Annotated in this window: 25 protein-coding genes; 18 read left to right on the forward strand and 7 right to left on the reverse strand. The window is 65.8% G+C overall.

The features are described from left to right. Window positions 1–60 precede the first annotated feature (60 nt). Together B3349_RS11035 and B3349_RS11040 are read right to left on the reverse strand one after the other, a co-directional pair. Window positions 61–1002 (reverse strand): Bug family tripartite tricarboxylate transporter substrate binding protein, encoded by a 942-nt coding sequence (locus tag B3349_RS11035; protein ID WP_291588620.1) that lies wholly within the window; start codon window positions 1000–1002, stop codon window positions 61–63. A gap of 49 nt (window positions 1003–1051) precedes the next feature. Next, entirely contained in the window at window positions 1052–2245 is a 1194-nt protein-coding gene (locus B3349_RS11040) for a M20 aminoacylase family protein (protein ID WP_291588621.1), read from the reverse strand. A gap of 708 nt (window positions 2246–2953) precedes the next feature. On the opposite strand from B3349_RS11040, the gene B3349_RS11045 reads away from it, so the two are divergent. The 3 genes from B3349_RS11045 (at window position 2954) to B3349_RS11055 (ending at window position 6666) form a co-directional block, all read left to right on the forward strand. After that, window positions 2954–3955 (forward strand): DHH family phosphoesterase, encoded by a 1002-nt coding sequence (locus B3349_RS11045; protein WP_066538993.1) that lies wholly within the window; start codon window positions 2954–2956, stop codon window positions 3953–3955. A 286-nt stretch (window positions 3956–4241) separates the two neighbouring features. After that, window positions 4242–4898 carry a TetR/AcrR family transcriptional regulator gene (locus B3349_RS11050; protein ID WP_291588622.1) on the forward strand — a complete coding sequence of 219 codons (657 nt, stop codon included), beginning with the start codon at window positions 4242–4244 and terminating at the stop codon, window positions 4896–4898. Between the two features lie 67 nt (window positions 4899–4965). Further along, window positions 4966–6666 carry an acyl-CoA dehydrogenase family protein gene (locus B3349_RS11055; RefSeq protein ID WP_291588623.1) on the forward strand — a complete coding sequence of 567 codons (1701 nt, stop codon included), beginning with the start codon at window positions 4966–4968 and terminating at the stop codon, window positions 6664–6666. Window positions 6667–6762: 96 nt separating this feature from the next. Here B3349_RS11055 and B3349_RS11060 read toward each other — a convergent pair whose 3' ends face one another. After that, on the reverse strand, window positions 6763–7593 hold the full coding sequence (locus B3349_RS11060) for a pseudouridine synthase (RefSeq protein ID WP_414646880.1): 831 nt from the start codon (window positions 7591–7593) through the stop codon (window positions 6763–6765). Window positions 7594–7842: 249 nt separating this feature from the next. Further along, window positions 7843–9156, reverse strand: a complete 1314-nt coding sequence (locus B3349_RS11065) for an MFS transporter (RefSeq protein ID WP_291588624.1) — start codon at window positions 9154–9156, stop codon at window positions 7843–7845. Window positions 9157–9250: 94 nt separating this feature from the next. On the opposite strand from B3349_RS11065, the gene rarD reads away from it, so the two are divergent. Further along, window positions 9251–10141, forward strand: a complete 891-nt coding sequence (gene rarD, locus B3349_RS11070) for an EamA family transporter RarD (protein ID WP_414646882.1) — start codon at window positions 9251–9253, stop codon at window positions 10139–10141. A 507-nt stretch (window positions 10142–10648) separates the two neighbouring features. Continuing rightward, a complete protein-coding gene (locus B3349_RS11075) occupies window positions 10649–10987 on the forward strand; it encodes a MoaF-related domain-containing protein (RefSeq protein WP_066538981.1) in 339 nt (112 codons plus the stop codon). A 344-nt stretch (window positions 10988–11331) separates the two neighbouring features. Here the strand turns inward: B3349_RS11075 and B3349_RS11080 are convergent, their stop codons facing one another. Continuing rightward, window positions 11332–12081 carry an META and DUF4377 domain-containing protein gene (locus B3349_RS11080; protein ID WP_291588625.1) on the reverse strand — a complete coding sequence of 250 codons (750 nt, stop codon included), beginning with the start codon at window positions 12079–12081 and terminating at the stop codon, window positions 11332–11334. A 563-nt stretch (window positions 12082–12644) separates the two neighbouring features. Here B3349_RS11080 and B3349_RS11085 point away from each other — a divergent pair. After that, a complete protein-coding gene (locus B3349_RS11085) occupies window positions 12645–13196 on the forward strand; it encodes a DUF2242 domain-containing protein (RefSeq protein ID WP_291588626.1) in 552 nt (183 codons plus the stop codon). Window positions 13197–13446: 250 nt separating this feature from the next. Here the strand turns inward: B3349_RS11085 and B3349_RS11090 are convergent, their stop codons facing one another. Next, window positions 13447–14277: a M23 family metallopeptidase gene (locus B3349_RS11090; RefSeq protein WP_291588627.1), complete on the reverse strand. Its 831-nt coding sequence runs from the start codon at window positions 14275–14277 to the stop codon at window positions 13447–13449. A 311-nt stretch (window positions 14278–14588) separates the two neighbouring features. On the opposite strand from B3349_RS11090, the gene B3349_RS11095 reads away from it, so the two are divergent. After that, on the forward strand, window positions 14589–15758 hold the full coding sequence (locus B3349_RS11095) for an acyltransferase family protein (RefSeq protein ID WP_291588628.1): 1170 nt from the start codon (window positions 14589–14591) through the stop codon (window positions 15756–15758). 454 nt (window positions 15759–16212) lie between these two features. Then, window positions 16213–16584: an oxidoreductase gene (locus B3349_RS11100; protein WP_272970292.1), complete on the forward strand. Its 372-nt coding sequence runs from the start codon at window positions 16213–16215 to the stop codon at window positions 16582–16584. Between the two features lie 183 nt (window positions 16585–16767). Here the strand turns inward: B3349_RS11100 and B3349_RS11105 are convergent, their stop codons facing one another. After that, window positions 16768–18582 carry a glutamine--tRNA ligase/YqeY domain fusion protein gene (locus tag B3349_RS11105; RefSeq protein ID WP_291588629.1) on the reverse strand — a complete coding sequence of 605 codons (1815 nt, stop codon included), beginning with the start codon at window positions 18580–18582 and terminating at the stop codon, window positions 16768–16770. A 238-nt stretch (window positions 18583–18820) separates the two neighbouring features. Between B3349_RS11105 and B3349_RS11110 the strand changes: the two genes are divergently transcribed. The 10 genes from B3349_RS11110 (at window position 18821) to B3349_RS11155 (ending at window position 26505) form a co-directional block, all read left to right on the forward strand. After that, window positions 18821–19162: a hypothetical protein gene (locus B3349_RS11110; RefSeq protein ID WP_066538967.1), complete on the forward strand. Its 342-nt coding sequence runs from the start codon at window positions 18821–18823 to the stop codon at window positions 19160–19162. A gap of 304 nt (window positions 19163–19466) precedes the next feature. Next, window positions 19467–19925: a type II 3-dehydroquinate dehydratase gene (gene aroQ, locus B3349_RS11115; RefSeq protein ID WP_291588630.1), complete on the forward strand. Its 459-nt coding sequence runs from the start codon at window positions 19467–19469 to the stop codon at window positions 19923–19925. A 35-nt stretch (window positions 19926–19960) separates the two neighbouring features. Continuing rightward, window positions 19961–20917: an alpha/beta fold hydrolase gene (locus tag B3349_RS11120; RefSeq protein WP_291588631.1), complete on the forward strand. Its 957-nt coding sequence runs from the start codon at window positions 19961–19963 to the stop codon at window positions 20915–20917. A gap of 13 nt (window positions 20918–20930) precedes the next feature. Then, complete coding sequence (arfB, locus tag B3349_RS11125; protein ID WP_291588632.1) at window positions 20931–21335, forward strand: alternative ribosome rescue aminoacyl-tRNA hydrolase ArfB; 405 nt, start codon at window positions 20931–20933, stop codon at window positions 21333–21335. Between the two features lie 183 nt (window positions 21336–21518). Further along, complete coding sequence (locus tag B3349_RS11130) at window positions 21519–21944, forward strand: hypothetical protein (protein ID WP_291588633.1); 426 nt, start codon at window positions 21519–21521, stop codon at window positions 21942–21944. Between the two features lie 263 nt (window positions 21945–22207). Further along, window positions 22208–23086, forward strand: a complete 879-nt coding sequence (locus B3349_RS11135; RefSeq protein ID WP_291588634.1) for a DODA-type extradiol aromatic ring-opening family dioxygenase — start codon at window positions 22208–22210, stop codon at window positions 23084–23086. Window positions 23087–23115: 29 nt separating this feature from the next. Further along, on the forward strand, window positions 23116–23790 hold the full coding sequence (locus B3349_RS11140; RefSeq protein ID WP_291588635.1) for an alpha/beta hydrolase: 675 nt from the start codon (window positions 23116–23118) through the stop codon (window positions 23788–23790). Between the two features lie 70 nt (window positions 23791–23860). Continuing rightward, window positions 23861–24241, forward strand: coding sequence for a helix-turn-helix transcriptional regulator (locus B3349_RS11145; protein ID WP_291588636.1), 381 nt, complete (start codon window positions 23861–23863; stop codon window positions 24239–24241). A gap of 318 nt (window positions 24242–24559) precedes the next feature. After that, complete coding sequence (locus tag B3349_RS11150) at window positions 24560–25534, forward strand: quinone oxidoreductase family protein (protein ID WP_291588637.1); 975 nt, start codon at window positions 24560–24562, stop codon at window positions 25532–25534. A gap of 23 nt (window positions 25535–25557) precedes the next feature. Continuing rightward, entirely contained in the window at window positions 25558–26505 is a 948-nt protein-coding gene (locus B3349_RS11155) for a LysR family transcriptional regulator (protein WP_291588638.1), read from the forward strand. The last annotated feature ends 10 nt before the right edge of the window (window positions 26506–26515 follow it).

Here is a 26515-nt window from a genome sequence, read left to right on the forward strand (position 1 = left end):
GGTGTGGTCGTGCAGGTGCTGGCGCCGCACTGCCGCGGTCATGGTGGCGGTCGCGCAGGCTTACTGCGCCTGGATGCCGGCTTCGCTGATCACCTTGGCATTGGCCACATAGTCCTGGCGCACCAGGGCGGCAAAGGCCTGCTGGCTCATGGGGTAGGCCATGTTGTCCAGCTTGCGCAGGCGTTCCTGCATCTCGGCAGATTGCAGCAGGCGGTTCACTTCGGCATGGAAGCGCTGCTGAATGTCTGCGGGGGTGCTGGCCGGGGCATAGAAGCCAAAGGTGGAAGTCAGGTTGGCGGCGGTGAAACCCAGCTCGCCCAAGGTGGGGATCTGTGCCAGCGCCGGCATGCGGCGCGGACCCGTCACGGCCAGCACGCGCAGCTTGCCCTCGGCAATCAGGGCGTTGATGGGGGCGTAGGGGTTGGCCAGCAGCAGGTCGAACTGGGCGCCGGCGGCATCGGTGATCAACTGGGAGCCGCCCTTGTAGGGCACATGCACCAGGTTGGCGCCGGATTTGCGGCGCAGCTGCTCCACCATGATATGGGCCAGCGTGCCGTAGCCGGATGTGGCCACGCTCACGCCCTTCGGGTGGTGTTTGGCGGCGTCCAGCACGGCCGCAAAGTCATTGCCCTTGAAGGCCGTGGTGGCCAGCACATAGACCGGGGCGTACATGACCGAGGCCACGGGCGCGATGTCGCGCAGCGGGTCATAGCCCACTTTCATGATGTGCGGGTTCAGCGTCAGCGGGCTGATGGCGCCAAAGGCAAAGGTGTAGCCGTCGCCGGCGCTGCGGGCCATTTCGGCAATGCCGATGGTGCCGCCCGCGCCGCCACGGTTTTCAACAACGAAGGACTGGCCCAGCGTAGTGGCCATGCGCTCGCCGAACTGGCGGGCAATCACGTCGTTCACACCGCCGGCCGGGTAAGGCACGATCACGCGCACCGGGTGGTGGGGCCAGCCGGACTGCGCAGCCCAGGCCGGCAGCCCGCTGCCGACGGCCATGCCGCCCAGGGCGGCTGCCAGCAGCTGGCGCCGCGAGGGGCCTGCCCGTTCAGTCGCGGGGCTGGGTGAACCAGCGGCGAGCGAGTCGGTCCCAGAAACGGGCGCCGAGTTCGATGTTGTCGTCGTTGAAGTCATAGCCTGGATTGTGCAGCCCCACGCCGGGCTGGCCGCCCTTGCCGTTGCCGATCCAACCATAGGCACCAGGGATTTCTTCCAGCATGAAGCCGAAATCCTCGGCCGTCATGGCGGGAGCGATGTCGGGGAAGGCGTTGGTGTTGCCCACCATCTCCTGCATCACCTCGCCCATGAAGCGGGCTTCGCGCTCGCTGTTGGTGGTGTTGGGGTAGCCGGGCTTGTGGATGTAGGTAGCTTCACACAGATGGGCTTCGGCCACATGCTGGGAGATGCGCTTGAGGCCCTCGGTCATGTAATCCTGCGTCTCTTTGCTCAGCGTACGCACCGTGCCGTAGATGCAGCATTCATCCGGGATGATGTTCTCGACCGTGCCGCCGTCGATCTTGCCGATGGTCAGCACTGCGCTGTCGATGGGGTCCACGCCGCGCGACACCAGGGTCTGCAGCTGGCCGACGATGGTGCAGGCGACAGGGATCGGGTCCAGCGTCTTGTGCGGCATGGCGGCGTGGCCGCCCTTGCCCTTGACGCGGATCTCGAAACGCATGGTGGACGCCATGATGGGGCCCACGCGCACGGCCATCTGACCCTGGGGGAGCGACGGCCAGTTGTGCAATGCAAACACGGCATCGCAGGGGAAGAGCGTGAACAGGCCATCGTCCATCATGGCCTTGGCGCCCGCGCCACCTTCTTCGCCGGGCTGGAAGATCAGGTGCACGGTACCGTCAAAGTCGGGGTTCTGTGCCAGCAGCGTGGCGGCGCCCAGCAGCATGGTGGTGTGGCCGTCGTGGCCGCAAGCGTGCATCTTGCCGGGGATGCAGCTGGCATAGGGTGCACCGGTGGTTTCGGCCACGGGCAGGGCATCCATGTCGGCACGGATGCCCACCTGGCGGCCGGGGTTCTCTTTGCTGCGGCCCTTGCCGTAGATGCTGGTCACCACGCCGGTCTGGCCCAGGCCGCGGTGCACGGTCAGACCCAGGGCGCCCAGGTAGGCAGCCACTTTGTCGGCCGTGCGGTGTTCTTCGTATTTCAGTTCCGGGTTGGCGTGCAGGTCTCGTCGGAAGCTGACCAGTTGGCCCAGGTAGGGGGTGATGTCGGATGCGGTTGTCATCTTGCTATCGGTACCGGCGCGCGGCAGGCGCCCGGCACGGGGGGAAGAGGTGTAGTCCACATTATCGTCAAAAGGAATATATGGGCATAGGGGAAACCGCATTCCGGGGTTGCAGGTAGTGCCGCAGGGAATGCATATGAAAGATGAGTGTCAATAGCTATTTGATTGGATATGTAGCTCCTGAATTGATAGTTTTTGAGCGATGGAATGAATAAGTTCAGTCGCAAGTTGCATATCCGGAGCTGGGTGCTGAGGTGCAGTGGAGGGAGGTTTTTGATTCTGAATTGGAATATTTTGTGGCGTGGTGACCGCTGGCGCTATGGCGCTATGGCGCAGTCATGCCGCAGTCACGCCACGGCGTGCATCCCCCAGGGGGAGGTGCTGGCTCGGCTGCCGCGCACGCGGTGTTCCGGTCGGCCCGTGCTTGTCGTGGTGCGGTGGCGATCCATGGTGGGCAGGCACTGGCTGACGTGGGTACCGCCAGCCCGCCATGGCGAGCGGGACTGTGGAAGTGAATGGCATGCCCATGACCATCCGACGGCATGCTTTGAACGACTGCCTGCGAGAGTTCAGTCCGGCGGGTACTGCATCGGTGCCCAGCGTGTGCGGGCATGGGCATGAGGCTGGAGCCAGGCTTTCCCAGTGCTGCCAGGGGTGGTGTAACGGCGCAACGCACGGGCGCGGGCAGAGCAGCGACAATCGGCGGCAATGAGCCGAACCATCCTCCCCCTGCAACTGCTGGTAGGGCCGTCGCACGACGACCCGCGCCCCCTGATCCTCTACCATGGCCGCCGCTGCCCGGACGGCTTTGGAGCCTCGTTAGCCGCCTGGCTGTACTACGGCGATAGCGCCGAGTACCGGGGTCTGGACCATGGCGAGATCCAGACCGCCGATGACCTGGGCGATCTGGATGGCCGCGCGGTCTACGTGCTGGACTTTGCCTTCGAGCCAGAGCTGCTGGCTGCGATCGAAGCGCGCGTGTCCAAGCTGGTGGTGCTGGACCACCACAAGAGCGCGGCCGAGAAGCTGACGGGCTACCAATGCCGCTGCGGTGTGGTGCATTTCGACATGAACAAGTCCGGCGCGCGCTTGGCATGGGAGTTCTTCCACCCCGACAAGCCGGTGCCCGGCCTGATCCGCTACGTGGAAGACCGCGATATCTGGAAGTGGGAATTTCCGGAGAGCCCAGCCTTCCTGGCTGCTCTGGAAATGGAGCCACGCTCCATTGCCCGCTGGGCCGAGATTGCAGCCTTCACCCCCGAAGAAGAAGTCGTCTTCATGGCCCGCGGCGGCGCCATGGACGAGAAATACCAGAAGCTCTGCGCCGACATTGCCGACAGTGCCCAGCCCCTGGTTTTCAACGGCCAGCAAGGCCTGATGGTCAACTGCAACGGCATGTTCCACAGCCAGGTGGGGGATTTGCTGTCCCGCCAAAGCGGCAGCTTTGCCTTCATGTGGCATGCCAGCACCAAGGGTGTGAAAGTGGGCCTGCGTTCGCGCTCCGAGTTCAACTGCATTCCGCTGGCCGAAGCCATGGGTGGCGGTGGCCATGCACAGGCCTGTGGCTTCAAGATGGGCAACGAGCGTCTGGTGGAGCTGCTGTCCGGTACCTTCCAGAGCGATGCCGAAGCCGACTACCCCTTTGTCAAGGCACCGCTGATGGAGTTTGACGAGGATGGCAAGTGGATCCGTCCGCCCAAGGCGGATTGAGCGCACTGTCTACCGCCCCCTACCTTGCCTGCCAAGGTGCGCCACTCCAACGCCGCTTTTGCGGCGTTTTTTGATGGGGCTGCTGCATCCCCCGTGCGGGGTGCGGGTTGCCAGTGGGCGGTACTGCCGTTCGCCATCTGTGGAGGGGGCCTTGTCTGGGAGAGGCCCGTGGCGCGCGCAGACTCTGTCCGCGCTGCATCTGGGGCGTCTCCGGGTAAACCACAGACCGTTCTTCCAACAAATGAACATAGATTCACTTCATCCGTGAATCCATGTTCATTTGTTGATGGTCTACCGCCAAACCCCTGCCGTCGAAGCCCGCTTGCACGACAACCGCAGCCGCATCCTGGCGGCCGCCCGCGCCCTGGTCAGTGAAGGCGGCTGGGCCGAGGCCCAGGTGGCCAGCGTGGCCGCCACGGCGGGTCTGGCCACCGGAACGGTGTACCGCTATTTCGCCTCCAAGGCCGAACTGTTTGCCGAGGTGCTGTCTGCTGTCTCGCAGCGCGAGGTGGATGTGCTCGAAGGCATTGCGGCCACCGGCGGCGATGCCCACAGCCGGTTGCATGCCGCAGTGGCGGTGTTTGTGCGCCGTGCCATGCGCAACCCGCGCCTGGCCTATGCGCTGATTGCCGAGCCCTGCGACAAGGCCATCGACGAAGTGCGGCTGCAGTACCGCGCCGCCATCAGCGCCGTCATCAGCGGGCTGATCGCCGAGGGGCAGGCCCGTGGCCAGATGCGTGTCGACATGCTGGCGGACACTGCGGCCTCCTTCATTGTGGGCGGTTTCATGGAAGGACTGATCGGTCCGCTCTCGCCTTTGAAGCAGCCTCTGCATTCCCACCCCGATCCCCAAGCCTGCCAGCGCGATGTGGAGGCGCTGGCCGAGCAGATGGCCCACCTGGCCTGCGCCAGCGTGGGCAGTCCTACGATCCCTTGCGCCTAGCCGTCGGCCGTCTGGATGCGGCGGCCGGGATGTTGTGTTCTCTCCCCCATCAAACCCAGGAGTGCCCATGCTGACCCGAACCCATCTGACTCCCTCCAGCGGCTTTGCCCCCACGCACGAGGTGCGCAACCAGGCCCAGCCGGCCAGCGGCTTCAATGCCTTCACCGGGGATGCCGTGCTCAGCGCCGCCATTGCGCGCGATGCCCCCTGGGCCGCCGCACGCTGCGCCGCGCTGGGTGCGGTCGCGGGGGATGAGGCCGTGCAGGAGCTGGCCCGCCTGGCCAACCGCCACCTGCCCGAGCTGCAGACCCACGACCGATTTGGCAACCGGGTGGACTGGGTGGAATTCCACCCCGCCTGGCACCAGTTGATGGCGCTGGCTTGGCAACACGAGGTGCCCAACCTTAGCTGGCGCACCAGCGAATCCAACGGCCACCTTGCGCGCGCTGTGCTGTCCTATCTGTGGAACCAGGTGGAGCAGGGCACCGCCTGCCCCACGGGCATGGCTTATGCCTGTCTGCCGGGCTTTGAGGCCGAACCGGCTCTGGCCATCTGGGCCGAAAAGGCGCGCGGCACCGGCTATGAATTCAGCCGCCGCGAAGTGGCCGACAAGCCCAGCGTGGTGATTGGCTATGCCATGACCGAAAAGCAGGGTGGATCGGACCTGCGGGAGACGCAGACCACGGCCACATTTGCCGGCACGCACGACTACCATGGCGCCGCCGCGCACTGGTACCAGCTGACGGGGCACAAATGGTTTTGCTCGGTGCCGCAGTCGGACGGGTTCTTCACCCTGGCCAAGGTGGATGGGGGCGTCACCTGCTTCTTTCTGCCGCGCACCCTGCCGGACGGCAGCCACAACCGTTTTGCCGTGCAGCGCCTCAAGGACAAGGCGGGCAACCGCTCCAATGCCTCCAGCGAGGTCGAATACCAAGGCACGCTGGCCATCCGCGTGGGGGAAGAGGGACATGGCATCCGCGAAATCCTCTCGCACGCCCACCTGACGCGGTTGGACTTTGCCGTGGGATCGGCCGGCCTGATGCGCCAGAGCCTGACGCTGGCGCTGCGCCACACCGGCACGCGCAATGCCTTCGGCAGCCGCATCGCCGAGCGGCCAATGATGGTGCAGGTGCTGGCTGATATGGCGGTAGAGGTGGAGGCGGCCACGCTGATGGCCCTGCGCGTGGCCCGCGCCACCGACGGGATGCAGACCAGCGAACACGAGCGCCTGCTGGCCCGGGTGGCCACGCCGGCTGCCAAATTCTTCAACTGCTCACGTGCGCCATCGATTGCCTATGAAGCGTTGCAATGCCACGGTGGCAACGGTTTCATCGAAGAAAACCCCATGGCCCGCCTGTACCGTGAGGCGCCGCTGAACAGCGTCTGGGAAGGCACGGCCAACATGATGTGCATGGACGTGCGCCGTGCCCTGCAGCGCGATGCCGGCTGTGTGGATGCGCTGTTCGCCGAGCTGGCGCCCTTGGCCGGCCAGCATGCACAGTTTGATGCGCTGGTGGCCCAGACCCACCGGCTGGTGCGTGCCGGCATGGAGGACGAGTATCTGGCCCGCCCCATGACCGAGGCCATTGCCCGTGTGCTGCAGGGCGCCGAGTTGCTGCGCCACAGCCCGGCAGAGGTTGGCGATGCCTTTCTGGTGACGCGCAGCGGCACCATGGGCAGCGGCTGGGGTGTGCACTACGGGACCTGGCAGAACGCGGGCAGCCAGCCGGCGGCCCGGCGCATTGTGCAGCGCGCAGCCGTGCAATAGGCCGCGGTACCGTCTGCTCCTGGCACTGAGGCCGGCGCAGCGCGGCAGCCACCAATGGCACCGCCCCGGATCGCGTTGCTTTTGGTGGATGCCTGTCTACAGCGCAATGCCGCAGCTGGGAGGCAGCGGGTTCGGTCCGCTCTGCCAGCCCTGCAAGGCCATCAGGCGCTGCCATTGCTGCACCTCGGGCACATGGCCCAGCTGGCGCCAGTCGGCGCAAAAGCGCATGTGCTCGCCGGTTGCGGGGTGGGGAAGTTCCAGCGCATGGCCATGCAGCCACAGGCGCTGCAGACCGATGCGCTCGGCCCACCAGCGGTTCAGCGGGCCTTTGCCGTGCGTGGCGTCGCCCAGGATGGGGTGGGCGGTGTGCTTCAGATGGCGGCGGATCTGGTGCCGGCGGCCGGTGCGGGGGAAAGCCTCCACCAGCGAAAAGCGGGTGCTGGGGTGGCGGGGGTCATAGGACTCGGGCCATTCCAGTTGGGCCAGGCCGCGCAGCAGGGTCTGTGCTGGCTGGGCGGGAGCGTCGGGTGGGGCATCGTCGGGGTGCAGCGCATGGTCCACGTCGATGTGACCCGGGACCCAGCCCCGTGCCAGCGCCAGATAGTGCTTGTGGGCGCGGTGTTCGGCAAAAGCCGCCGTCAGCTTCTGCGTGGCCTCTTTGTGCAGGCCAAACACCAGCACACCGCAGGTGCCCTGGTCCAGCCGGTGCACAGGCCAGACATGGCGGCCGATCTGGTCGCGCAGGTGCTGCAGCACAAAGCGTGTCTCATGGCGCGCCAGCGCGGTGCGGTGCACCAGCCAGCCCGCGGGTTTGTAGACCACCACCATGTCGTCATCCTGGTGGAGGAGGTGCAGCGGTTCGGGGGCGGCTGCAGCATTCAGCGGCTGGGAAGCGAACAGCAGGGGCAGGGCATTGGGGGCAAGCATGGGGCAGAACGCAAACGGGCAGGCTCCAGGCCTGCGCAGCCCTGCAGTGTAGGCGCAGGGCTGCCGCCGCATGGCGGGCGGGGCTGCTGTGTCCGCTGGCGCCGCCAGAGACGGCTCCCAGGCCGCGGCCATCCTGGCGCGGGAAAAAGCCCCGTCTTAGGCGGGCTGGGAAGGGATGCGGCCACGGTCCCAAGACCTGCGGCGTGCACTGTATGCACGCACGCCGCGTTCCATGCCGGCGGGCTTGGGTTACGGAGAAGGGTGGCTGCTGGAGCGGGCAGCGTCTTCCAGCCGGTCCACAGTGCGCAAGGGCTCGAACACCCGCATCCAGGTGCCCACCACCCCCAGCGTGCACAGGCTGCCGGCAATGGCCGCCGGCACGGCACCAATGGCCGATGCCATGGCACCGGCGCGGAACTCGCCCAGCTCGTTGCTGGAGCTGATGAACAGCATGTTCACCGCATTCACCCGGCCGCGCATGGCGTCGGGCGTGGAGAATTGCACCAGGGCCGAGCGGATGTAAACGCTGACCATGTCCGCAGCACCAGCCACCGCCAGGCAGGCCAGCGACAGCCAGAACCAGTGCGACAGCGAGAAGATCAGGTTGGCCATGCCAAACACGGCCACGGCCGCAAACATCACCTTGCCCACATGGCGCTGGATGGGGCGGGTGCTGAGCCACAGGCCCATGGCCACCTCGCCCACGGCCATCGATGAGCGCAGCATGCCCAGCCCTTCGGGACCGGTGTGCAGCACTTCCTTGGCATACACCGGCAGCAGCGCCACCACGCCGCCGAGCAGCACGGCAAACAGGTCCAGCGAGATGGTGCCCAGCACGATGGGACGGCTGCGGATGAAGCGGATGCCTTCTGCGGCGCGCTGCCACATCGTGCCTTCCAGCGGCTGGCGTGGCGCCGCGTAGCGCACGGGCACCACCGCCAGCAGCAACACGCCGAGCACCAGGGCGACGGCGCACACGGCATAGGTCAGCTCGCCGCCGCCCAGGCCATACAGCAGGCCGCCCAGCATGGGGGCCGCAATGGCCGAGGTGCGCATCAGCATGCTGTTGGTGGCCAGGGCCTGGGCCAGGTGCTCGCGCGGCACGATCTGGGGCAGCAGGCTTTGCATGGCCGGGCTGGTGAAGGCGCGGCTGCAGCCGAACAGCACCAGCACGGCGTAAATGCCGCCCGCCCCATGCTCGCCCAGCGTGGTCAGCCACAGCAGCAGGCCGGCACACACGGCCGCCACGCTCCAGCTGACGGCCAGGATGCGCTTGCGGCTCATACGGTCGCTCAAATCACCGGCAGGCACCAGCAGCAGCAGCATGGGCAGGAACTGCGCCAGGCCCACCAGGGCCAGCGACAGCGGATCGCGGGTGATGTCATAGACCTGCCAGGCCACGACGATGGCCTGCATCTGCTGGGCGAAGAAGCCCAGCATGCGGGCAGCGAGAAAGGGAACAAAGCCCGGCTGGCGCAGCGCGCTGCCGTGCACCGGGGTGGGGGCGGTAGAAGACAAGGGGAGACCCGTCGATGAAGGCACAAGCGCTGCATTCTGGCGCATCTGTCTGCACCATGCCGCCACCTGCGCGTCATGCCACGTGCATGCCATGGCCGACAATGCGCGGCTTGTAGGGGGGATAGGCATGGTCAAGGGTGTGCTGGCATCGGTGCTGGCATCGGTGCTGGCTTCGGTGATGTTCGGGCTGCTGTATGCCATGGCGCCCTGGCTGGCTCCGCTGGATGGCGAGCAGATCTTTGGCTGGCGCGTGGTGGTCACCTTGCCGTTCACCACGGCACTGCTGTGGCTGCTGCAGGAGCAAGGGCAGTTGAAGGCGATGGCCGCCCGGGTGCGCGCCCAGCCGTCGCTGGTGCTGGGCCTGCTGACCAGCGCGGCGCTGCTGGGGGTGCAACTGTGGCTTTTCATGTGGGCGCCATTGCACGGCAAGGCCCTGCCGGTGTCGCTGGGCTATTTTCTGCTGCCGCTGACCCTGGTGCTGGCAGGGCGCTTGCTGTTTCAGGAACGCCTGACCCGTCCGCAGCTGCTGGCTGCGGTGCTGGCCAGTCTGGGCGTGGCGTGGGAGCTGTGGCGCGCGGGGGGGCTGGCGCTGGAAACGGGGATCGTCTGCCTGGGCTACCCGGTCTATTTTGCGCTGCGCCGCAAGCTGGGCACAGACAACCTGGGCGGGCATTGGCTGGACATGGCGCTGCTGGTGCCGGCCGCGCTGTGGTTCATGGCCCGTGCGCCATCGGGCCTGTTGGTGTGGCAGTCCGCATCGCATCTGCAGGCCATGTTGCCGCTGCTGGGGGTAGTCAGTGCTGCCGGGCTGGCGCTGTATATGCTGGCCAGCCGCTGGCTGCCCATGGGCTTGTTTGGCTTGCTGTCCTATGTGGAGCCGGTGCTGCTGGCCCTGGTGGCGCTGTTGCTGGGTGAGCAGCTGGCACCCGGACAGCAGCCGCTGTATATCGCCATCTTTGCGGCGGTGGCGGTGCTGGTGGTGGAAGCGGCGGCGCAGCTGCGGCAGGAGCGCCGCAGGAAAGTGGTGTAGACACGGCAGTCCTTGCATGCCTGTTCGAAGGGACGGCCTGCCGGGCCGATGCGGGCCGATGGCATTGCGTGCCGCATGTGATGAAAAAACGGGCAATGGCGCCAAAGCCATGCTGGGCGTGGCCTGGGCCGGTTTACAGGCCAGTTATCCACAAGGGCGCCCACACGCAGTGGGCATAAGTCCGGCGCTGCCGGGGGCAAGCGAGCGCTGTGGGCAGGCGCGTTCTGTCCCGGTCATTTTTCTGGACCGGTGCGCTTGGTGCCTGGCGGCAGTCCCACCAGCATAGGCATCCGCAGCCCGTGGCGGTGAAATGCCATGGGTCGGTAGCGGAAACCGTTTGGCGGGAATGTAGGAAAGTGAGAGCGATCTGGCGCTGGCAGTCTGACTTCCCGATCATGCTGACTATTCCTACATGTCCATGGGGCGGGCTATTGAACAATCAATTCCATAGCAAAGGCGTTTTCGACATACCGCGCTCAACCGACTCAACGACAGAGGCAGACCATCATGACAATGCAATACATCGGCGCACTCCTGGGTCGTGAAGCCGTCATCGACTTCCCCGAAAGCACTGCCGAAGTCCGTTACACCGTGCGAGGGGATCTGCACTGGAGGGTGCGTGACAAAAACGGCAACATCACGCAAGGGCATGAACGCCTGAGCTATCTGCAACTGTCCGACACGCTGCACTTCCTGAACTGGATCGAAAAGACCGGTTTCACCGTGAGCCAGCTGATCGATACTGAAAACGGCACGGTCAAGGCATTCTGGTCCTATGCCGACGACCAGAGCGAGCGAGGCCACCGCGCTTCCATGTTCGTGGACGGCAAGTTCCGTTTCAACTGATGGCGGGTTGCCCCGCTGGTGGGCGGGGCCGGGAGCTGAATTCCCGCTGGCCAGGCGAGTGCACCCAGCAGTCGCCGCCTGTGGGGAGCAGACAGGAGAGGGAAATTGAAATCGGGGTTATGGCTGCCTACCGTGCAGCCGTTTTTTTGTCCGCGTTTTGTTTGCGTGCTGTCTGCAGCCCCGCTGCCAACGTTCCGGCAGTGATGTCCCCTCACCGGGCCTATGACCGTGGTGCAAACCCTTGCCGAACCTCGGCAAAAAAGCTGTGCCCAAAGAAAAAAGCCATGCAGCGGCACTGCATGGCTTTTGAGAGGGCTGCGATGGCGGCGCGTGCGGATCGGCGGTCAGCGTGGCTTGACGATTTCCGACTCCACCACCATGTCCAGCACATAGACATAGCGCGAGGCATCGGCCGGCACATGCTTGCGTTCGTAGCGTTGCACGCGCAGCACGTTGCGCACGCCGGGTTCATGGCGGTAGCCTTCGATCTCGGTATAGAACAGCTGCCAGGGGCCGACTTCGGTCTTCAGGCCGCGGCTGTCGTACTGGACCGAGCGCACCTTGAGGCACTGCATGGGGGCCACACCGGTGCAGGCTTCACGTTGCGGTGCCACTTCCATGAATTCGCGCACGCCTTCGCTGCCGTACAGCGTGGCGGGCGTGGGCTTGCCCTGCAGTTCCCAGCGACCTCCGTCCTTGAAGGTCAGGGTCAGCGTGGGGGCGGCAGGACCTTCGGCCGTACGCAGCTGCCAGCTGTCGAGCTGGGCCAGGCGCTGTGCCACGCGTTGCTCTAGTTCCATCAGCGGACGGTTGTTGCAGGCGCGCATGGTGGACACCAGCTGTTCCACCAGGATGCGGTTGCCGTCCAGCGTGTAGCGGCCGGCCAGCTGGTTGCACAGGTTGTGCACGCTCAACATGCCTTCGCTGGTGAAGTCCAGCTGCACGTCCTTGCCTTCCACGCCCGGGCCGCTGGGTTTCCAGCCCGCTTGCTCTGCGCCCTGGGCGGTGCTGGCGCGCTGCAGCAGCCAGTGGTGGCCGCTCAGAATGCGGGCGGCGGAGGGCGCTTGCGATGGAGCAGGACGGGTTTGTGTCACTGGTGAAGCCGAGGAGGATGAAGCAGAGGGCTGGGCGCAACCGGCCAGCAGACCCAGGCACAGGCTTGCGACCGCGACAGGTTGCCATGGGGCGCGCAGCGCATGGGAAGAGGGTGTCAAATGTTTCACAGAGATGGGACAGGGTGAATGGACGGAAGTTCAGTCTCGTAGGCGGTTTGGTGCCGCAGCGTCGCAGCAGCCGCCCTTGCTGTGTCAGACGATAGCGTGATCTTCGCCCAGTCATGTATCTGGTTTGTGCGTGTATTCCACGTAAATGGCAAACAAATGTATTGCGGCGGATGGCGCACATCGAGGGAGCCTTGCGTGCCATCGGCCCTCCTATCCGGGCGCCATCGTGGGCGAGATAAAATGGCATGCCTGGAGCGTGTGATGGCCTCTCGTGGCCGGGTTGCAGCGTGGAGCCTTCTGGAAGTCCTGTGCAGCCAACTCACCGCGGGTTTGCATGCATACCGCATGCAGCGCGATATGGAGTGCATGGGGTGCGGATGAGAGCAACTGGGCAAATACAAGGACCCGCAGCCAGGGCGGGATGGGCAATGGCCATGGCGACAGCCGCCATGCTGGCAGGGTGCGGGGGCAGCTCCACGCTGCAGACGCTGCCGCCGCAGGAGAGCTTCACGTCGGCTGCCACCTTCTCGCGCATGTTTGATGCGCGGGCCGAGCAGACCTGTGAAGCGGCGCGGCGCGCCTTGCTGAGCCAGGGCTACATCATCGACACCAGCCGCAAGGACCTGGTGGAAGGCAACAAGAACTTCCAGCCCGAGGCCGAACGCCATCTGCAAATGCACATCCGTGTGGTGTGCGCTGCCGAGTCGGCCGATGGCAAGCTGAGTGTGGGTTTTGTCACCGCCTTGCAAGACACCTACGCCCTGCGCAAGGCCAGCAATTCGGCCAGCGTGGGGGTCAGTGCACTGGGCTCGCTGTCGCTGCCGTTCTCGGCCGGGCATGACTCCATGATCAAGGTCGGCAGCGAAACCATCCAGTCGGAGCGCTTCTACGAAAGCTTTTTCGAGTTGATGCGGCGCTATCTGCTGGTGGACGTGGCAGATGTGACGCCAGCCGCTGTCGAATCGGCCAGTTCGAAAAAACCTTGACACCTGGTGCGCGCGCCGTCGCGGTGCGCCATCCTGCTGCAGGCAATGCGGCGGGATAAGTTGAAAAAATCTTTTCAGGTTGGCGCATCTTGCCTGTGCCGGCAAGGCTGTGACTGCCGTTGCAGGCATAGGCTTCGCTGAGTGGCTTCGGCTGCTTTCGGAGGGAGACCTACCTTTGTGCGCGCAGGCCGGCGGCGATGGGCCACGGCACCCTCCGTGTCCGTGGTGCCGGTGGAAAAGCAGGGCGCTGTCAGGCAGCCAGGAACAAGGCCGGATCCACCATGGTGCGGTTCAGCATCACGCCCCAGTGCAGGTGCGGGCCCGTCACGCGGCCGGTGGCGCCCACCTGGCAAAAACGGTCCCCGGTGCGCAGCACATCGCCGACCTTGCAGTCGGTGCGGCTCAGGTGGCAGTACATGCTCAGCAGGCCGGCACCATGGTCCAGCCACACCGTGCCTCCATTGAAGAAGTAGTCGCCCACATCCACCACCGTGCCTGGCAACGGTGCCACGATGGGCGTGCCCGTGGCGGCCGCAATGTCCATACCGCTGTGGGGATTGCGCGCCTGGCCGTTGAAGATGCGGCGCAGGCCGAAGCTGCTGCTGCGCCGGCCGGGCACGGGCTGCAGCATGCGCAGCGGCCCCAGATCGGGTGGCGGGGCGCTGAAGCGCTCCATGATGGTCTGCTGGTGGGCGCGTTCGCGCTCGTGGCGGGCCAGATCGTCGGGCGCGAGGTCCACGGTCTTGGGTGAGACCTTCAACCGCTGCTCGGTGTATTTCTTGTCCTGCACCTGGTAGTGCAGTGTGCGCTCACGTTCGCCTTCCTGCACCAGCACCGCATGGGAGCCGGGTTTGGCGGACAGGGGAATGCCTACCACCGCTGTCCACTCGATCATGTCGCCCAGCACGAGCACCGGTACATCGCCGGACCGGACCTGGGGGCGCTCTGGGGCCGGGCCCAGCGACAGGCGTGCCACGCCGCCGGGGACGCGGCTGTCCTGGGGCCACAGGCCGTTGTCAGTGGCAGCCCTGCTGGAGGAAGGGAGTGCGGCCAGCGCACCCATGCCCGCGAGGGCTTGCATGGCGCGGCGGCGGGAGGGAAGGTGTGTGAAATGGAGCGGTGCAGCAGACATGCGGTGATGCAGGACGTAATGTGGGGAGGGATGCGGGGATTGTGAAGCGCGCGCGGCATGGCCGCAGCAATTCCTGGCGCAGCCTTGGGGTTGGGCAGGTGGTCGGGGCTGCGGATGGCATGCGCTGGCGAGCGTGGATGGCACAAGCTGCCGCTACCGTCTGTCAACGGGAATATGGGTTGGAACGTTGAGCTAACACAAGCAGGCCGGCATTTGAACGGCCTGCTGCTTTTTCTGCCGCTTTTGCGCACTCCCTATCCATGTCCTCCAGAAATGCCTGGCTTGACCAGGTCAAAGGGTTCGCCTGCCTGCTGATCGTTTGCCACCATCTGGCCTTCTATGGGCCGATGTCGGACGTGGTCAAGCCGGTGGCGACCCTGTTGATGGACTGGCTGTTTGACTATGCGCGCATGGCGGTGCAGGTGTTCCTGGTGCTGGGCGGCTACCTGGCCGCAGCCGGTCTGGCGCCGCAGGGACTGACGCGCCATGCCCAGCTGCTTCCGCTGCTGGGCAAGCGCTTTGTGCGCCTGGTGCTGCCTTTTGCTGCCGCGCTGGCCGTGACCATTCTGCTCACCGAGCTGGTGCGCAACATGGGGTTCGAACACGATTCCATGTCGGCCGCACCCACCTGGGCCCAGCTGCTGGCCCATCTGTTCCTGCTGCATGGCGTGGGGGGCTGGGAGTCCCTGTCCGCAGGCGTCTGGTATGTGGCCATCGACTTCCAGCTCTACGCCGCTGCCGCGCTGTGGATCTGGGCCTGCCACCGCCTGGCCCAGGCACCTTTGGCCGCCAAATCTGCCGCAAAGGGCGGTGCCGCAGCGGCGCTGGTTGCCAGCCGCTGGCCGCTGACCCTGGTGCAGGCCGGCATCGTGGTGCTGGTGGCGGCATCGCTGTGGGACTGGAATCTGGACAGCGGTCTGGACAACTGGGCCATCTATTTCTTCGGTGCCTACGGCCTGGGCATGATGGCTTGGTGGGCTGCACACAGCCAGCGCCCCATGGGCCGCTGGGTCTGGGCGGCAGCCATGCTGGTGCTGGGTGCGGTGGCGCTGTGGATCGAATGGCGCACCCGCATTGCCCTGGCGCTGACCACGGCCCTGGTGCTGGCGCTGGCCGGGGCGGTGTCCTGGTCTGACCGCCTGCTGCAATGGCGCTGGTCCCCGCTGCAACAGCTGGGCCAGATGTCGTATTCGGTGTTCCTGATCCACTTCAGCATCTGTCTGCTGGTGAATGCCGTGTGGCACATGCTGTGGCCCGAAGGCGTGTTCATCAACAGCATCGGGCTGGTGCTGGCGGTGGGCCTGTCGGTGGCTGCCGGCCATGTGCTCTACCGCTATGTGGAAACCCAGAGTGCCAGCTGGCTGGAACTGCTGCGCTGGCAGGCCGGCACCATGGGTGTGGGTGCGGCCGTGGCGCTGAACCTGATCTGACGCCATTGAACACCCTGCGGGCGGCGCGATCCCGTCAGGTTCTCAACTCCATTGCTTCCGGACCCCGTGGACGGTCCGGGTGCGACTTCCCCAGACTTATCGGCTGAGCGCTTGCCGCCGCCACGGCACATGGGCCGCTGGGGGGCTGGACCCCGAACCACTGAACCACCAAGGAGCAGAGAGTCAGTATGCGCTTGCATGGTGGCCTTGTCTGTGTCGCCTGGGTGCGCATCGGCTCGGCGGGCAAGGCCGTTGAAAGCCCGTGTGATACACCGGGCAGAGCTGGCCAACCACAGGGCGTGGCGCCCACACTGCCTGTGCTCCCGGGCGGATGTGTCGCACGCGGGCTTGTTGATCTGGCGCAGAGGCTTTGCATTCCCGCATGGCCCGGGTGCTGCGGCGGGCAGCAGGCTTTTTATGATGGGGCAGTGCTTTTGAAAGGATGGGTTACCCCATGCAGATGTTCCAGATCGTGGTGATTGGCGCCGGCGAGACCGGCACCCCTTTGTTGCAGCAGTTGTTGAATGCGCCGTTTGTGCAGGTGCGCGGTGTGGCCGACCTGGACCTGAACCAGCCCGGTATCGCCCTGGCGCGCCAGCACGGCGTGCATGTCACCACCAATTTCATGGAGCTGGTGGACCACACGGTGGACATCATCATCGACGTCTCCGGTGCGCCCAGCGTGCGTGAGATCCTGCGCAGCAATATGGTGGACACGGGCAACACCCACACCCTGATCGTGCACGAATCGATTGCGATGCTGATGATGTCGCTGTCTGCCGGCCGGCTGGTGGCCAGCAAGCACGGGAATATGGAATACGCCTGAAATCGGCGTGCCGTGCCGGTTGCCGATGCACCGGATACATTCGTCACTCTCCAAAAGGACTGCCTGGGCAGTCCTTTTTGCTGTGCGGTCTGCCGCCGGGCCGCGTGTGCGGCGCGCACTGCCTGGTTCACCCCAGAAAAAAAGGCTGCCGGATGGCAGCCTTTCAGGCACGCGTGGAGGCGCTTACTTGCCCCAGGAGTCCTTCAAACCGGTGATCTTGTTGAACACCGGGTGGGCCGCGCTGTGCTCTTTGCGGTCGGCCACAAAGTAGCCAAAGCGCTCGAACTGGAACTTGTCGTCGGGCTGGGCCGCCTTGAGCGACGGTTCCACATAGGCGGTCACGACCTTGAGGCTGTCGGGGTTCAGCAGGGCCAGATAGTCCTTGCCGCCGGCATCGGGCTGGGCGTCGGTGAACAGGCGGTCGTACAGGCGCACTTCCGCTTGCAGGCCGTCCTGCACGCCCACCCAGGTGATGGCAGCCTTGACCTTGACGCTGTCGGCGCCGGGGGTGCCGCTCTTGGTGTCGGGCACCACAGTGGCCAGCACCTTGGTCACGTTGCCGTCGGCGTCCTTCTCGGCACCAGTACATTCGATCACGTAGCCGCCCTTCAGGCGCACCTTGTTGCCGGGGAACAGGCGCTTGTAGCCCTTGGGGGGAACTTCGGCAAAGTCTTCGCGCTCGATCCAGACCTCGCGGCCCAGGGTGAAGTGGCGGTCCGGTGCCGTGGCGGGCTCGTCGCCGTGGTGGGGCAGGGCCGGCAGTTGGCACTGTTCCAGATGGTCGGCACTGCCAAACACCTCGGCCCAGTTGGTGAGCTCCAGCTTGACCGGGTCCAGCACCACCATGGCGCGGTGGGCCTGGTTCTCGAGGTCTTCGCGCAGGCAGCCGTCCAGCGTGGCGTAGTCGATCCAGCTGTAATCCTTGGTCACGCCGATGCGTTCGCAGAAGTTGCGGATGGACGCAGGGGTGTAGCCCCGGCGGCGCAAGCCGACGATGGTGGGCATGCGGGGGTCGTCCCAGCCGGTCAGTGTGCCGCTGTCTACCAGGTGCTTGAGCTTGCGCTTGCTGGTGATCACATAGGTCAGGTTCAGACGTGCGAACTCATACTGGCGCGGCTGGGGGGCATCGATCAGGCCGCCAGCGCGCAGGTGGTCCAGCAGCCAGTCGTAGAACGGGCGCTGGTCTTCGAACTCCAGGGTGCAGATGGAGTGGGTGATGTGCTCGTACGCATCCTCGATCGGGTGGGCGAACGTGTACATCGGGTAGATGCACCACTGGTTGCCGGTGTTGTGGTGCTCGGCATGGCGCACGCGGTAGATCGCTGGGTCACGCAGATTGATGTTGGGGGCGGCCATGTCGATCTTGGCGCGCAGCACGGCGGCGCCATCGGCCAGCTTGCCGGCCTTCATGTCGGCAAAGCGGGCCAGGTTGTCGGCCACGCTGCGGTCGCGGAACGGGCTGTTCACGCCGGGGCGGGTGAAGTCGCCCCGGTTGGTCTTCATGTCCTCGGCCGATTGCTCGTCCACATAGGCCAGGCCCTGTTCGATCAGGTACACGGCGCAGCGGTACATGAAGTCGAAATAGTTGCTGGCGAAGTACAGATTGCTGTTGCCCTGGGGGTCCTTCCAGTCAAAGCCCAGCCACTGGACGGCATCCTTGATGCTGTCCACATATTCCTGGTCTTCTTTTTCCGGGTTGGTGTCGTCAAAGCGCAGGTGGCACACACCGCCAAAGTCGCGTGCCAGACCAAAGTTCAGGCAGATGGACTTGGCGTGGCCCACGTGCAGATAGCCGTTGGGCTCGGGCGGGAAGCGGGTGCGGATCTTGGCCTCGTCCACCTGGCCTTGCTGGTGGTGCTGCGCATCGCCCGGCGTGCCACCCCAGTGGCGCTGGGCGTAGGTGCCTTTTTCCAGGTCGGCTTCGATGATTTGGCGCAGGAAGTTGGTGGGTTTGACCACTTCCGGCGCATTGCTGGTGGTGTTGACGGGGGTGCTCATAGGGGCGTCATTGTAGGCGGCTGGCCGCCACTGCAGCGTTGCCTGCGCGCCATGCCCGGGTCTGCACAAGGGCGCGGGGTGGTGTGACCGGGTCTTCATCGTCAAGAAACGTTAAGTCACAAAAGTAGCAGGAATGCTGACATCCAAAAACAGGCCTGCCACGTTAAATCTGCAAGCAGGGTGTGTGGCCTGTGCCGCAGCCACCCTTCCTCCCCCGCAGAACGAGGAGATACAACATATGTGGAAAAACCCCATCCCCGCCCTGATCGTCGCTGCCGCCGCATTGGCTGGCTCGGTGGGCACGGCCCAGGCCGGTGGCAATATCAGCTGGTCTGTGGGCATCAATGCAGGTCCCCCCGTGGTCTATGGCCCGCCGCCCGTCTATATGGCGCCGCAACCTGTGTATGTGGCACCGCCGCCGCGCTATTACGCACCGCCACCGCGCGTGGTGTATGCACCGCCGCCCGTCATGCTGTGGGCGCCGCCGCCTCCGCCCCCCCGCGGCTGGCACCACCATCGCCACCACGACCGCGGTTATGACCGGGGTTACCGTGGTCACGGCCACGATTACCGCCGCTGAGCTTCAGAAAACTTCCGTTCCCGTCGCCTACTGATACACCGGGTGGCGGGGCCGGACCATTTTTGGAGATGGCCCCATGCCTGCGATCGCCGGCATGGGGTTTGTTTTTGGCTGTGCCGCATGGCTTGCGCACCGAGCCACGTTGGCTGCAGATGCCGGCGGACTAGGGTTTATGCCTAGAGTTGGTGGCGGTCGCTGCTGCTTCGCCGTCGAAGTGTCCGCAATTGTCGAAAAACTGTCATCACCAGCACCGATCGCCCTGAAGTGGCGCCGCATAATCGGCGGCAGTCGCTGGAGTGTTTGCATGCAAAAAACCGTCTTTGTTCTCAATGGCCCCAATCTGAACCTGCTGGGCACACGGGAACCTGCCATCTATGGTGCTGACACCTTGGCCGATGTGCAGGCCTTGTGCGAGGCCGCTTGTGCCCGCCAGGGCCTGGCATTGCGCTTTCACCAAAGCAACCACGAAGGCCAGCTGATCGACTGGATCCACGAAGCCGGCCGCCTGCATGCGCAAGGCCAGCTGGCGGGCCTGGTGTTCAACGCCGGGGCCTTCACCCACACCAGCGTGGCGTTGATGGATGCCGTCAAGGGCACCGGCGTGGCGCTGCTGGAGCTGCACATCACCAACGTGTTTGCGCGCGAGGCCTTCCGCCACCATTCCTATCTGTCGCCGGTGGCACGCGCGGTGGTGTGCGGCCTGGGCGTGCAGGGCTACACGCTGGCCATTGATGCCGTGGCCCAATGGTCCGCAGCAGGCTGAACCACCCGATCCGAATCCCCCTCTGAGAGTGTGCTGTGCTTGAGACATTTGAACGCGATGACAACCTGCCCGAGCTGGGCTGGGCCGATTTTCCGGAAGCCATGACCGCCATGGCCGCCGGCCAGCTGCAGTCCATCGAAGCCCGCAAGGTGCTGGCCAAGGGGGAGCGGGTGGAGCACCCCCATGCCAATGGGCACACCGTGCTGCACCACTGGAGCCCGGCCGAGCCCAACGGCCAGCCACCGGTGGTGCTGTTCCATGGCGGCAGCGGCAGCTGGACGCATTGGGTGCGCAGCATCATCCCGCTGACCGAAGCCGGCCACGACGTGTGGGCGGTGGACTTGCCTGGCTTTGGCGATTCGGACGCCGTGGCCGGTGCGAATGACGCCGACGGCATGCTCGAAACCCTGGCGCAGATGCTGCAGGAGCGTTTTCCGGTGCAGCCGGTGCAGCTGGTGGGCTTCTCGTTCGGCGGCATGACGGCCGGCATGCTCGCTGCTGCCCACCCGCATGTGGTGCAGCAACTGGTGATCGTGGGCGCCCCCGGCATTGGCCTGAGCGCCAAGCACCCGTTCCAGCTCAAGGGCTGGCGCCATCTGAAGTCGCCCTATGCCCAGTTGCAGACCCATGTCTACAACCTGGGGGAGCTGATGCTGTGCGATCTGAAAAAGATCACCCGCGACACCGTGGCCCTGCATGTGGCCAATGTGCAGCGCGACCGCTTGCCGCGCCGCCGCATCTCCAGCACCGACATTCTGGTCAAGTCGCTGCTGAAAGTGACCTGCCCGGTCACCGCCATCTATGCCGAGCGCGACGCCCTCTACCCCAAGCTGCTGGATGAGGTGGAAACCTTGCTGGCCACCAGCGCCCGCAACTTCCAGGGCATGCACCGCGTGCCCGATGCAGGCCACTGGGTGCAGTACGAAGCCCCCGAAGCCTTGCACGCCCTGCTGCTGCCCATTCTGGCGGGCCCGCAGCCGGTGGAGGCCTGAGAGGCCTGGAACCATGCGCTGGCAGCTGCACGAGGACGAAGTCACCTGGACCGCCATCCGCGCCCAGGGGGCGGGCGGCCAGAATGTGAACAAGGTCTCCAGCGCCGTGCACCTGCGCTTCGATGTGGCCGCGTCCTCGCTGCCCGATCTTCTCAAGGAGCGCCTGCTGGCGCGCTGCGGCCATGACCAGCGTTTCACGCTGGACGGGGTGGTGGTCATCAAGGCCCAGGCCCACCGCACGCAGGAGCGCAATCTGCAAGACGCATTGCAGCGCCTGCGCGAGCTGCTGGCCGAAGCCGCCCACACCCCCAAGGCCCGCAAGGCCACCCGGCCCACCCGCGCCAGCCAGCAGCGCCGCGTGGATGGCAAGAAGCGCACCGGGGAAACTAAGGCCGGGCGGCAGAAACTGCAGTTCTGACGCTGTCCGTGCTGCCACAGCGCGCAGACGCGCACAGGGCGGGAAAATGAGTCCTTTCCACATGCCGTGGAGCGCGGCATGTGGATGCCATCCGCTCCCTGCATGCTGACACCGCCCCACACCGACACACGGGCTTTTCATTGCGCAATGACTGACGTACCGACCCTGAAGAGATGGCTTTCCATGGCCGAGGATGACGCCATCGTCATCGACCCGGATGACATCCACCACGAGGCCTTGGCTAATATGTGGAGCTTTTCCCCGGACGACGACGCCGCTTTGGACCTGCGGCCTGAAGACGTTGGCCATTTTGTCGGCCAGGTGCTGGAGGCGCGGCGCCAGCGACTGGCCGCAGAGGGCCATGCGTCCATGGTGTTCTACTGCTGGCACGACGCGCAGGTCCGGCAGCTGCGGTTCAGCCTGGTGTCTGCCGTGCATGGCTGCCTGCCTTTTCGCGTGGCCATTCAGCACGAAGCGTCCCCCATGGCCATTGCGGAGCGCATCGTCCATGGCGATTGGTGCAACCCGCAGTGGGGCCAGTCTGCCGACAACGATATGGCGGACGACGCGGTGCCCGGTCTGCCGGTGTTTGTGGCACAGCTGCCCTGAATCCACCGCCCGGCGTGCCACGGGCAGGCCCCGGCACGTAGAGGCGCTGCGCTTGCCAGCCCGACAGAGTGGCCCTGCCTACACCACGTTACCGGGTCGGTGCCGGTCCTGGCTCCAGATTCACTGCGGTCAATTAATTTCAATTTCAGAACAATATGTGGCAGTAATGGCGGCTAGTGCAACAGTGGCTGCGCCCCTACATTCACTGGGTAGGCCGTTGGCTGCGCAGGGCGCGGCGGCGGCCCCTGTAGGAAAGCCTTGCCATGACCACCTCTTTGCCGAATCTGCCCGCCACCGCTGACATGTCTGTACAGCGCCTGCCCGCCTTGTTTGTCTCCCATGGTTCGCCCATGTTTGCCGTGGAGCCCGGAGCCACCGGACCTGCTCTGCAGCGCTGGGGCCGCGCGTTGCGTGCTGCCTACCCGCAGCTGCGCGGGGTGGTGGTGATGTCGCCGCACTGGATGAGCCGGGGGCTGGAGGTGATGGCTGCGCTGCAGCCCGAGACCTGGCACGACTTTGGCGGTTTTCCCCGTGTGCTTTACAGCCTGCAGTACCCGGCACCGGGCGCGCCCGTACTGGCGCAGCAGGTGGCGCAACTGCTGCAGGCCGCCGGCCAGCAGCCGGTGCTGAACCCCGAGCGCCCCATGGACCATGGTGCCTGGGTGCCGCTGATGCACCTCTTCCCGCAGGCCGATGTGCCCGTGGTGCAGCTGTCGCTGCCGGCCGATGCGGATGCGGCGGCGGTGTACGCCCTGGGCCAGGCCCTGCGCCCGCTGCGCGACGCTGGTGTGCTGCTGGTGGGGTCGGGCAGCATGACGCACAATCTGCGCGACTTTGTCACCGGGCAAAGCGGCGGCCGGCTGGACTATGTGCAGCCTTTCAGCCGCTGGATCGAGGAGCGCATCGCGGCGCGCGATACCGCCGCGCTGCTGGACTGGCTGGAGCAAGCCCCGCAGGCGCGGCGCGCCCACCCGACGGATGACCATTTCCTGCCGCTGTTCTTTGCGCTGGGCGCCGGCGGACCGGGCACCACGGCCAGCTACCTGAGCCGCGAAGTGCAGTACGGCATGCTGGCCATGGACAGTTTTGCGTTGCAGGATGTGCCTGCAGGCGAGCGCGCAGCCGCTGCGCATTTACAGTGAAGCCCGGACATTTTGAGCAAGGACCACCCATGGACACCCCCGCACTGCAACTGCCACTGAACGGCTATATCCGCCCCGCCCAGGCCGCACCGGAACAGGCCTGGCTGCTGGTGCTGATGCACGGCGTGGGCAGCAATGCCCAGGACCTGTTCAGCCTGGCGCCCTATGTGCCACCCCAGTTCCACGTGCTCAGCCTGCAGGCGCCATACGCCATGGGACCGGATGCATTCGCATGGTTCCAGTTCAGCGTCAACCCTGACGGCAGCCGCACCATTGCGGCCGACCAGGAGCAGCACAGCCGTGCCCTGGTGGCCCAGACTGTGCAGCAGGCCGCCGAACAACTGGGTGTTCCGCCTGAACGCGTGGTGGTGGGGGGCTTCAGCCAGGGCGGCATCATGAGCCTGAGCCTGCTGCTGACCCAGCCCGCACTGCTGCACGCCATCTGCGTGTGGCACAGCCGCCTGCTGCCCGAGGTGCTGCCGCTGCAGGTGCCGCCTGCGCAACTGGCAGGCCGCCAGGTGTGGCTGAGCCACGGTACGCAGGACAACGTGATTCCGCTGACCAGCGCCCACCTGACCCGTGCCCGGCTGGAGCCATTGCCGGTGCAGCTGAGCTACCACGAGTACCCCTGCGCCCACACCATCCACCCCGACGAGCTGCGCGACTGCGTGCAGTGGCTGCAGGGCCTGACGGCCGCCGCGTAAGAACCGCACCGCAGCAGGCCCTGGCCGCACAGCTGGTGCCGCCGAGCTGCGCGACCTGCGGAACCTGTTGATGCTGCCCCGGCCGGCGGCGGTGCATTCCCGGTTCGTGGGTCTGGAGCTGACGGCGCTGGCCGACGACAGTCTGCGCCGCGCCTGGATGCAGGTGCAGCGCACCGCTGCCGCCGAGCTGCGCCTGGCGGCGTTGGCCCAGACGCTGCATGTGTCACCACGCACCCTGGCAAGGCGGGTGCGCGCGCAGACCGGGCTGGCTGCCGTGCAGTGGATGCGGCACATCAAGCTGCGCCAGGTGGCCGATGCCCTGTGTGAAACCCGGCAGCCGCTCAAGCGGATTGCCGAGGACCTGGGCTTTGCCAGCGAGGCCAGTCTGATCCGTGCTTTTCGCCAGGTGACTGGCTTGACGCCCATGGCCTATCGCATTGCCCATGCCTGAGTGAACGGCCGCGTGCTGGAGGCAGAGGAACACCTCGTGCGCCCAGGAGCTGCCTGCAGCAGGGGTGGTGGGCAATGTTCTGAAACTCTATGAATGAAATTGCGGCGTACAGCCCCATCCGGAGAGGAGGACGTGGGCGGTATCTGCCACCGCCACTGCAGTCGCCGCAGCAGTCATCGCTGCCTTGTGCCCGAGCCGGGGTGCCGCGGTTCTTTTGATTGATGCATACAGTGCAGTGGTGATCTGCATTTAAATGGATTGTGGCGCTGTATGTGCATGAATACCATGGCTTTTTTCATTCCATTGAAGGAAACAGCCATGGCCATTGCCATTCGTGTGCGCAGCACCGGTGCCCCTGACGTGATGCAGCTGGAGGACATCGATCTTGCAGCGCCCAGTCCGGGAGAAGTCCGTCTGGAGCAGACCTCCATTGGCGTCAATCCGCTGGATGTGAGCCAGCGCAAAGGGGCCGTGCCCATCCCGCTGCCGTCCGGACTGGGGTTGGAGGGCGCGGGGCGGGTGACGGCGGTGGGTGCCGGGGTCTCGAGCGTGCAGGTGGGAGACAGGGTGGCCTACGCCACCGGCCCTTTGGGTGCCTATGCCAGTGCACGGTTGTTTCCTGCGGACCGGCTGGTGCGGCTGCCGGACACACTCGGCAACGACGCAGCGGCTGCGGTGCTGTTCAAGGGCATCACGGCCCAGTACCTGCTGAAGACCACCGGCCAGGTTCGCCCCGGGTCCACGGTGCTGGTCTATGGCGCAGCCGGGGCGCTGGGGCAGTTGCTGTGCGCCTGGGCCCGCCATCTGGGGGCGCAGGTGCTGGGTGTGGTGTCCAAGGCGGCCAGCGTGGCACGGGCCGAGGCCAGTGGCTGCCATGCAGTCTTTGTCTTTGACGCGCACACCCTGGCGGCCCAGGTGGCGCAGGCCACGCAGGGGCGCAAGGTGGATGTGGTGTACGACCCCATTGGCAGGGACACGTTTGCCGCCTCGCTGGACTGTCTGCGTCCCCGCGGACTGATGGTGTCGTTTGGGGCCACGTCGGGATTGCCACCGGCGGTCGAGGTGGGCGTGCTCAATGCCAAAGGCTCGCTGTTCCTGACGCGGCCGTCCCTGGCGGCGCACACGGCGTCTGCGGAGGAATACCAAAGCCGTGCCCATGATGTGCTGGACGCCGTGGCCAGCGGCATACTCACGCCGCAGATCTGGAAAAGCTACGCACTGGCCGATGCGGCCCTGGCGCATGCGGACCTGGAACACGGGCGCTCCCAAGGCGCGATCATTCTCAATCCCTGACATATTCAAACTCAACGCACGCCATGGAAATGCCCGACAGCCAGCACACGGACGAGCTCGCCACCCTGCTGGCGCTGTCGGAGCAGCACTCGTTTGCGGCCGCAGCCCGGGTGCTGGAGCGCCATCCGTCGGTACTGTCCAAACGGATCCAGGCGCTGGAGCGCAGGCTGGGCGTGCGCCTGGTCGAGCGCACGACCCGCAGCTTGGGCTTCACCCGCGAAGGCCTGCAATTGGTCGAGAAGGTGCGCCAGGCCGCCAGCTGGATACGGGAGGCCGAGCAGGAGGCGGCCCAAGGGGCCACCGAGGTGCGTGGACGGCTGCGTCTGGCCCTGCCTGCCACTATGGGACGGCGCTGGATCAGTCCCATGGTGGCCGGTTTTGCCCTGGCCTACCCGGATGTGGTGCTGGAAGTGGAATACAGCGAACGCATCGTGGATGTGGTGGGCGAGCGTTTCGATGCCGCCATCCGCATTGGCAATTTGCCCGACAGCGCCCTGGTGGCGACGCGTCTGTGCGACCAGTACCGGATCCTGTGCGCATCGGCCGCCTACCTGGCGCGGTGCCCGGCACCCACCAGCCCGGCGGATCTGGCCCAGCACAACTGCCTGGGCTATACCGGCTTGCTGTCCTTTCCGGAATGGACCCTGGTACAGGCAGCCCGGCAAGGCGCCGCCCAGACCCGCCAGTCGCTGCGCATCACCGGCTCCATGCGCAGCAATGACAACGAGGCGTTGCTGCATGCGGCCCTCCAGGGCGTGGGCATTGTCGCGGGCAGCGACTGGCATCTGCTGCCTGTCGTGCACTCCGGGGCGCTGGTGCGTGTGCTGCCCGAATGGACGCTGGGCGAGGCCGGCGGCATCTATCTGGTTCGCCCATCAGGGCCGTACCAGACGGCGGCTTTGGCGGCGTTCAAGCAGTGGATCAGCGAGCGCTTTGCGGCCATGCCCTGGCGCCATGCCGGGCCGTCGTAACCCGGTAGCA

It is taken from the genome of Comamonas sp. UBA7528 (genome assembly GCF_002479375.1).
Classification (GTDB): domain Bacteria; phylum Pseudomonadota; class Gammaproteobacteria; order Burkholderiales; family Burkholderiaceae_C; genus Comamonas.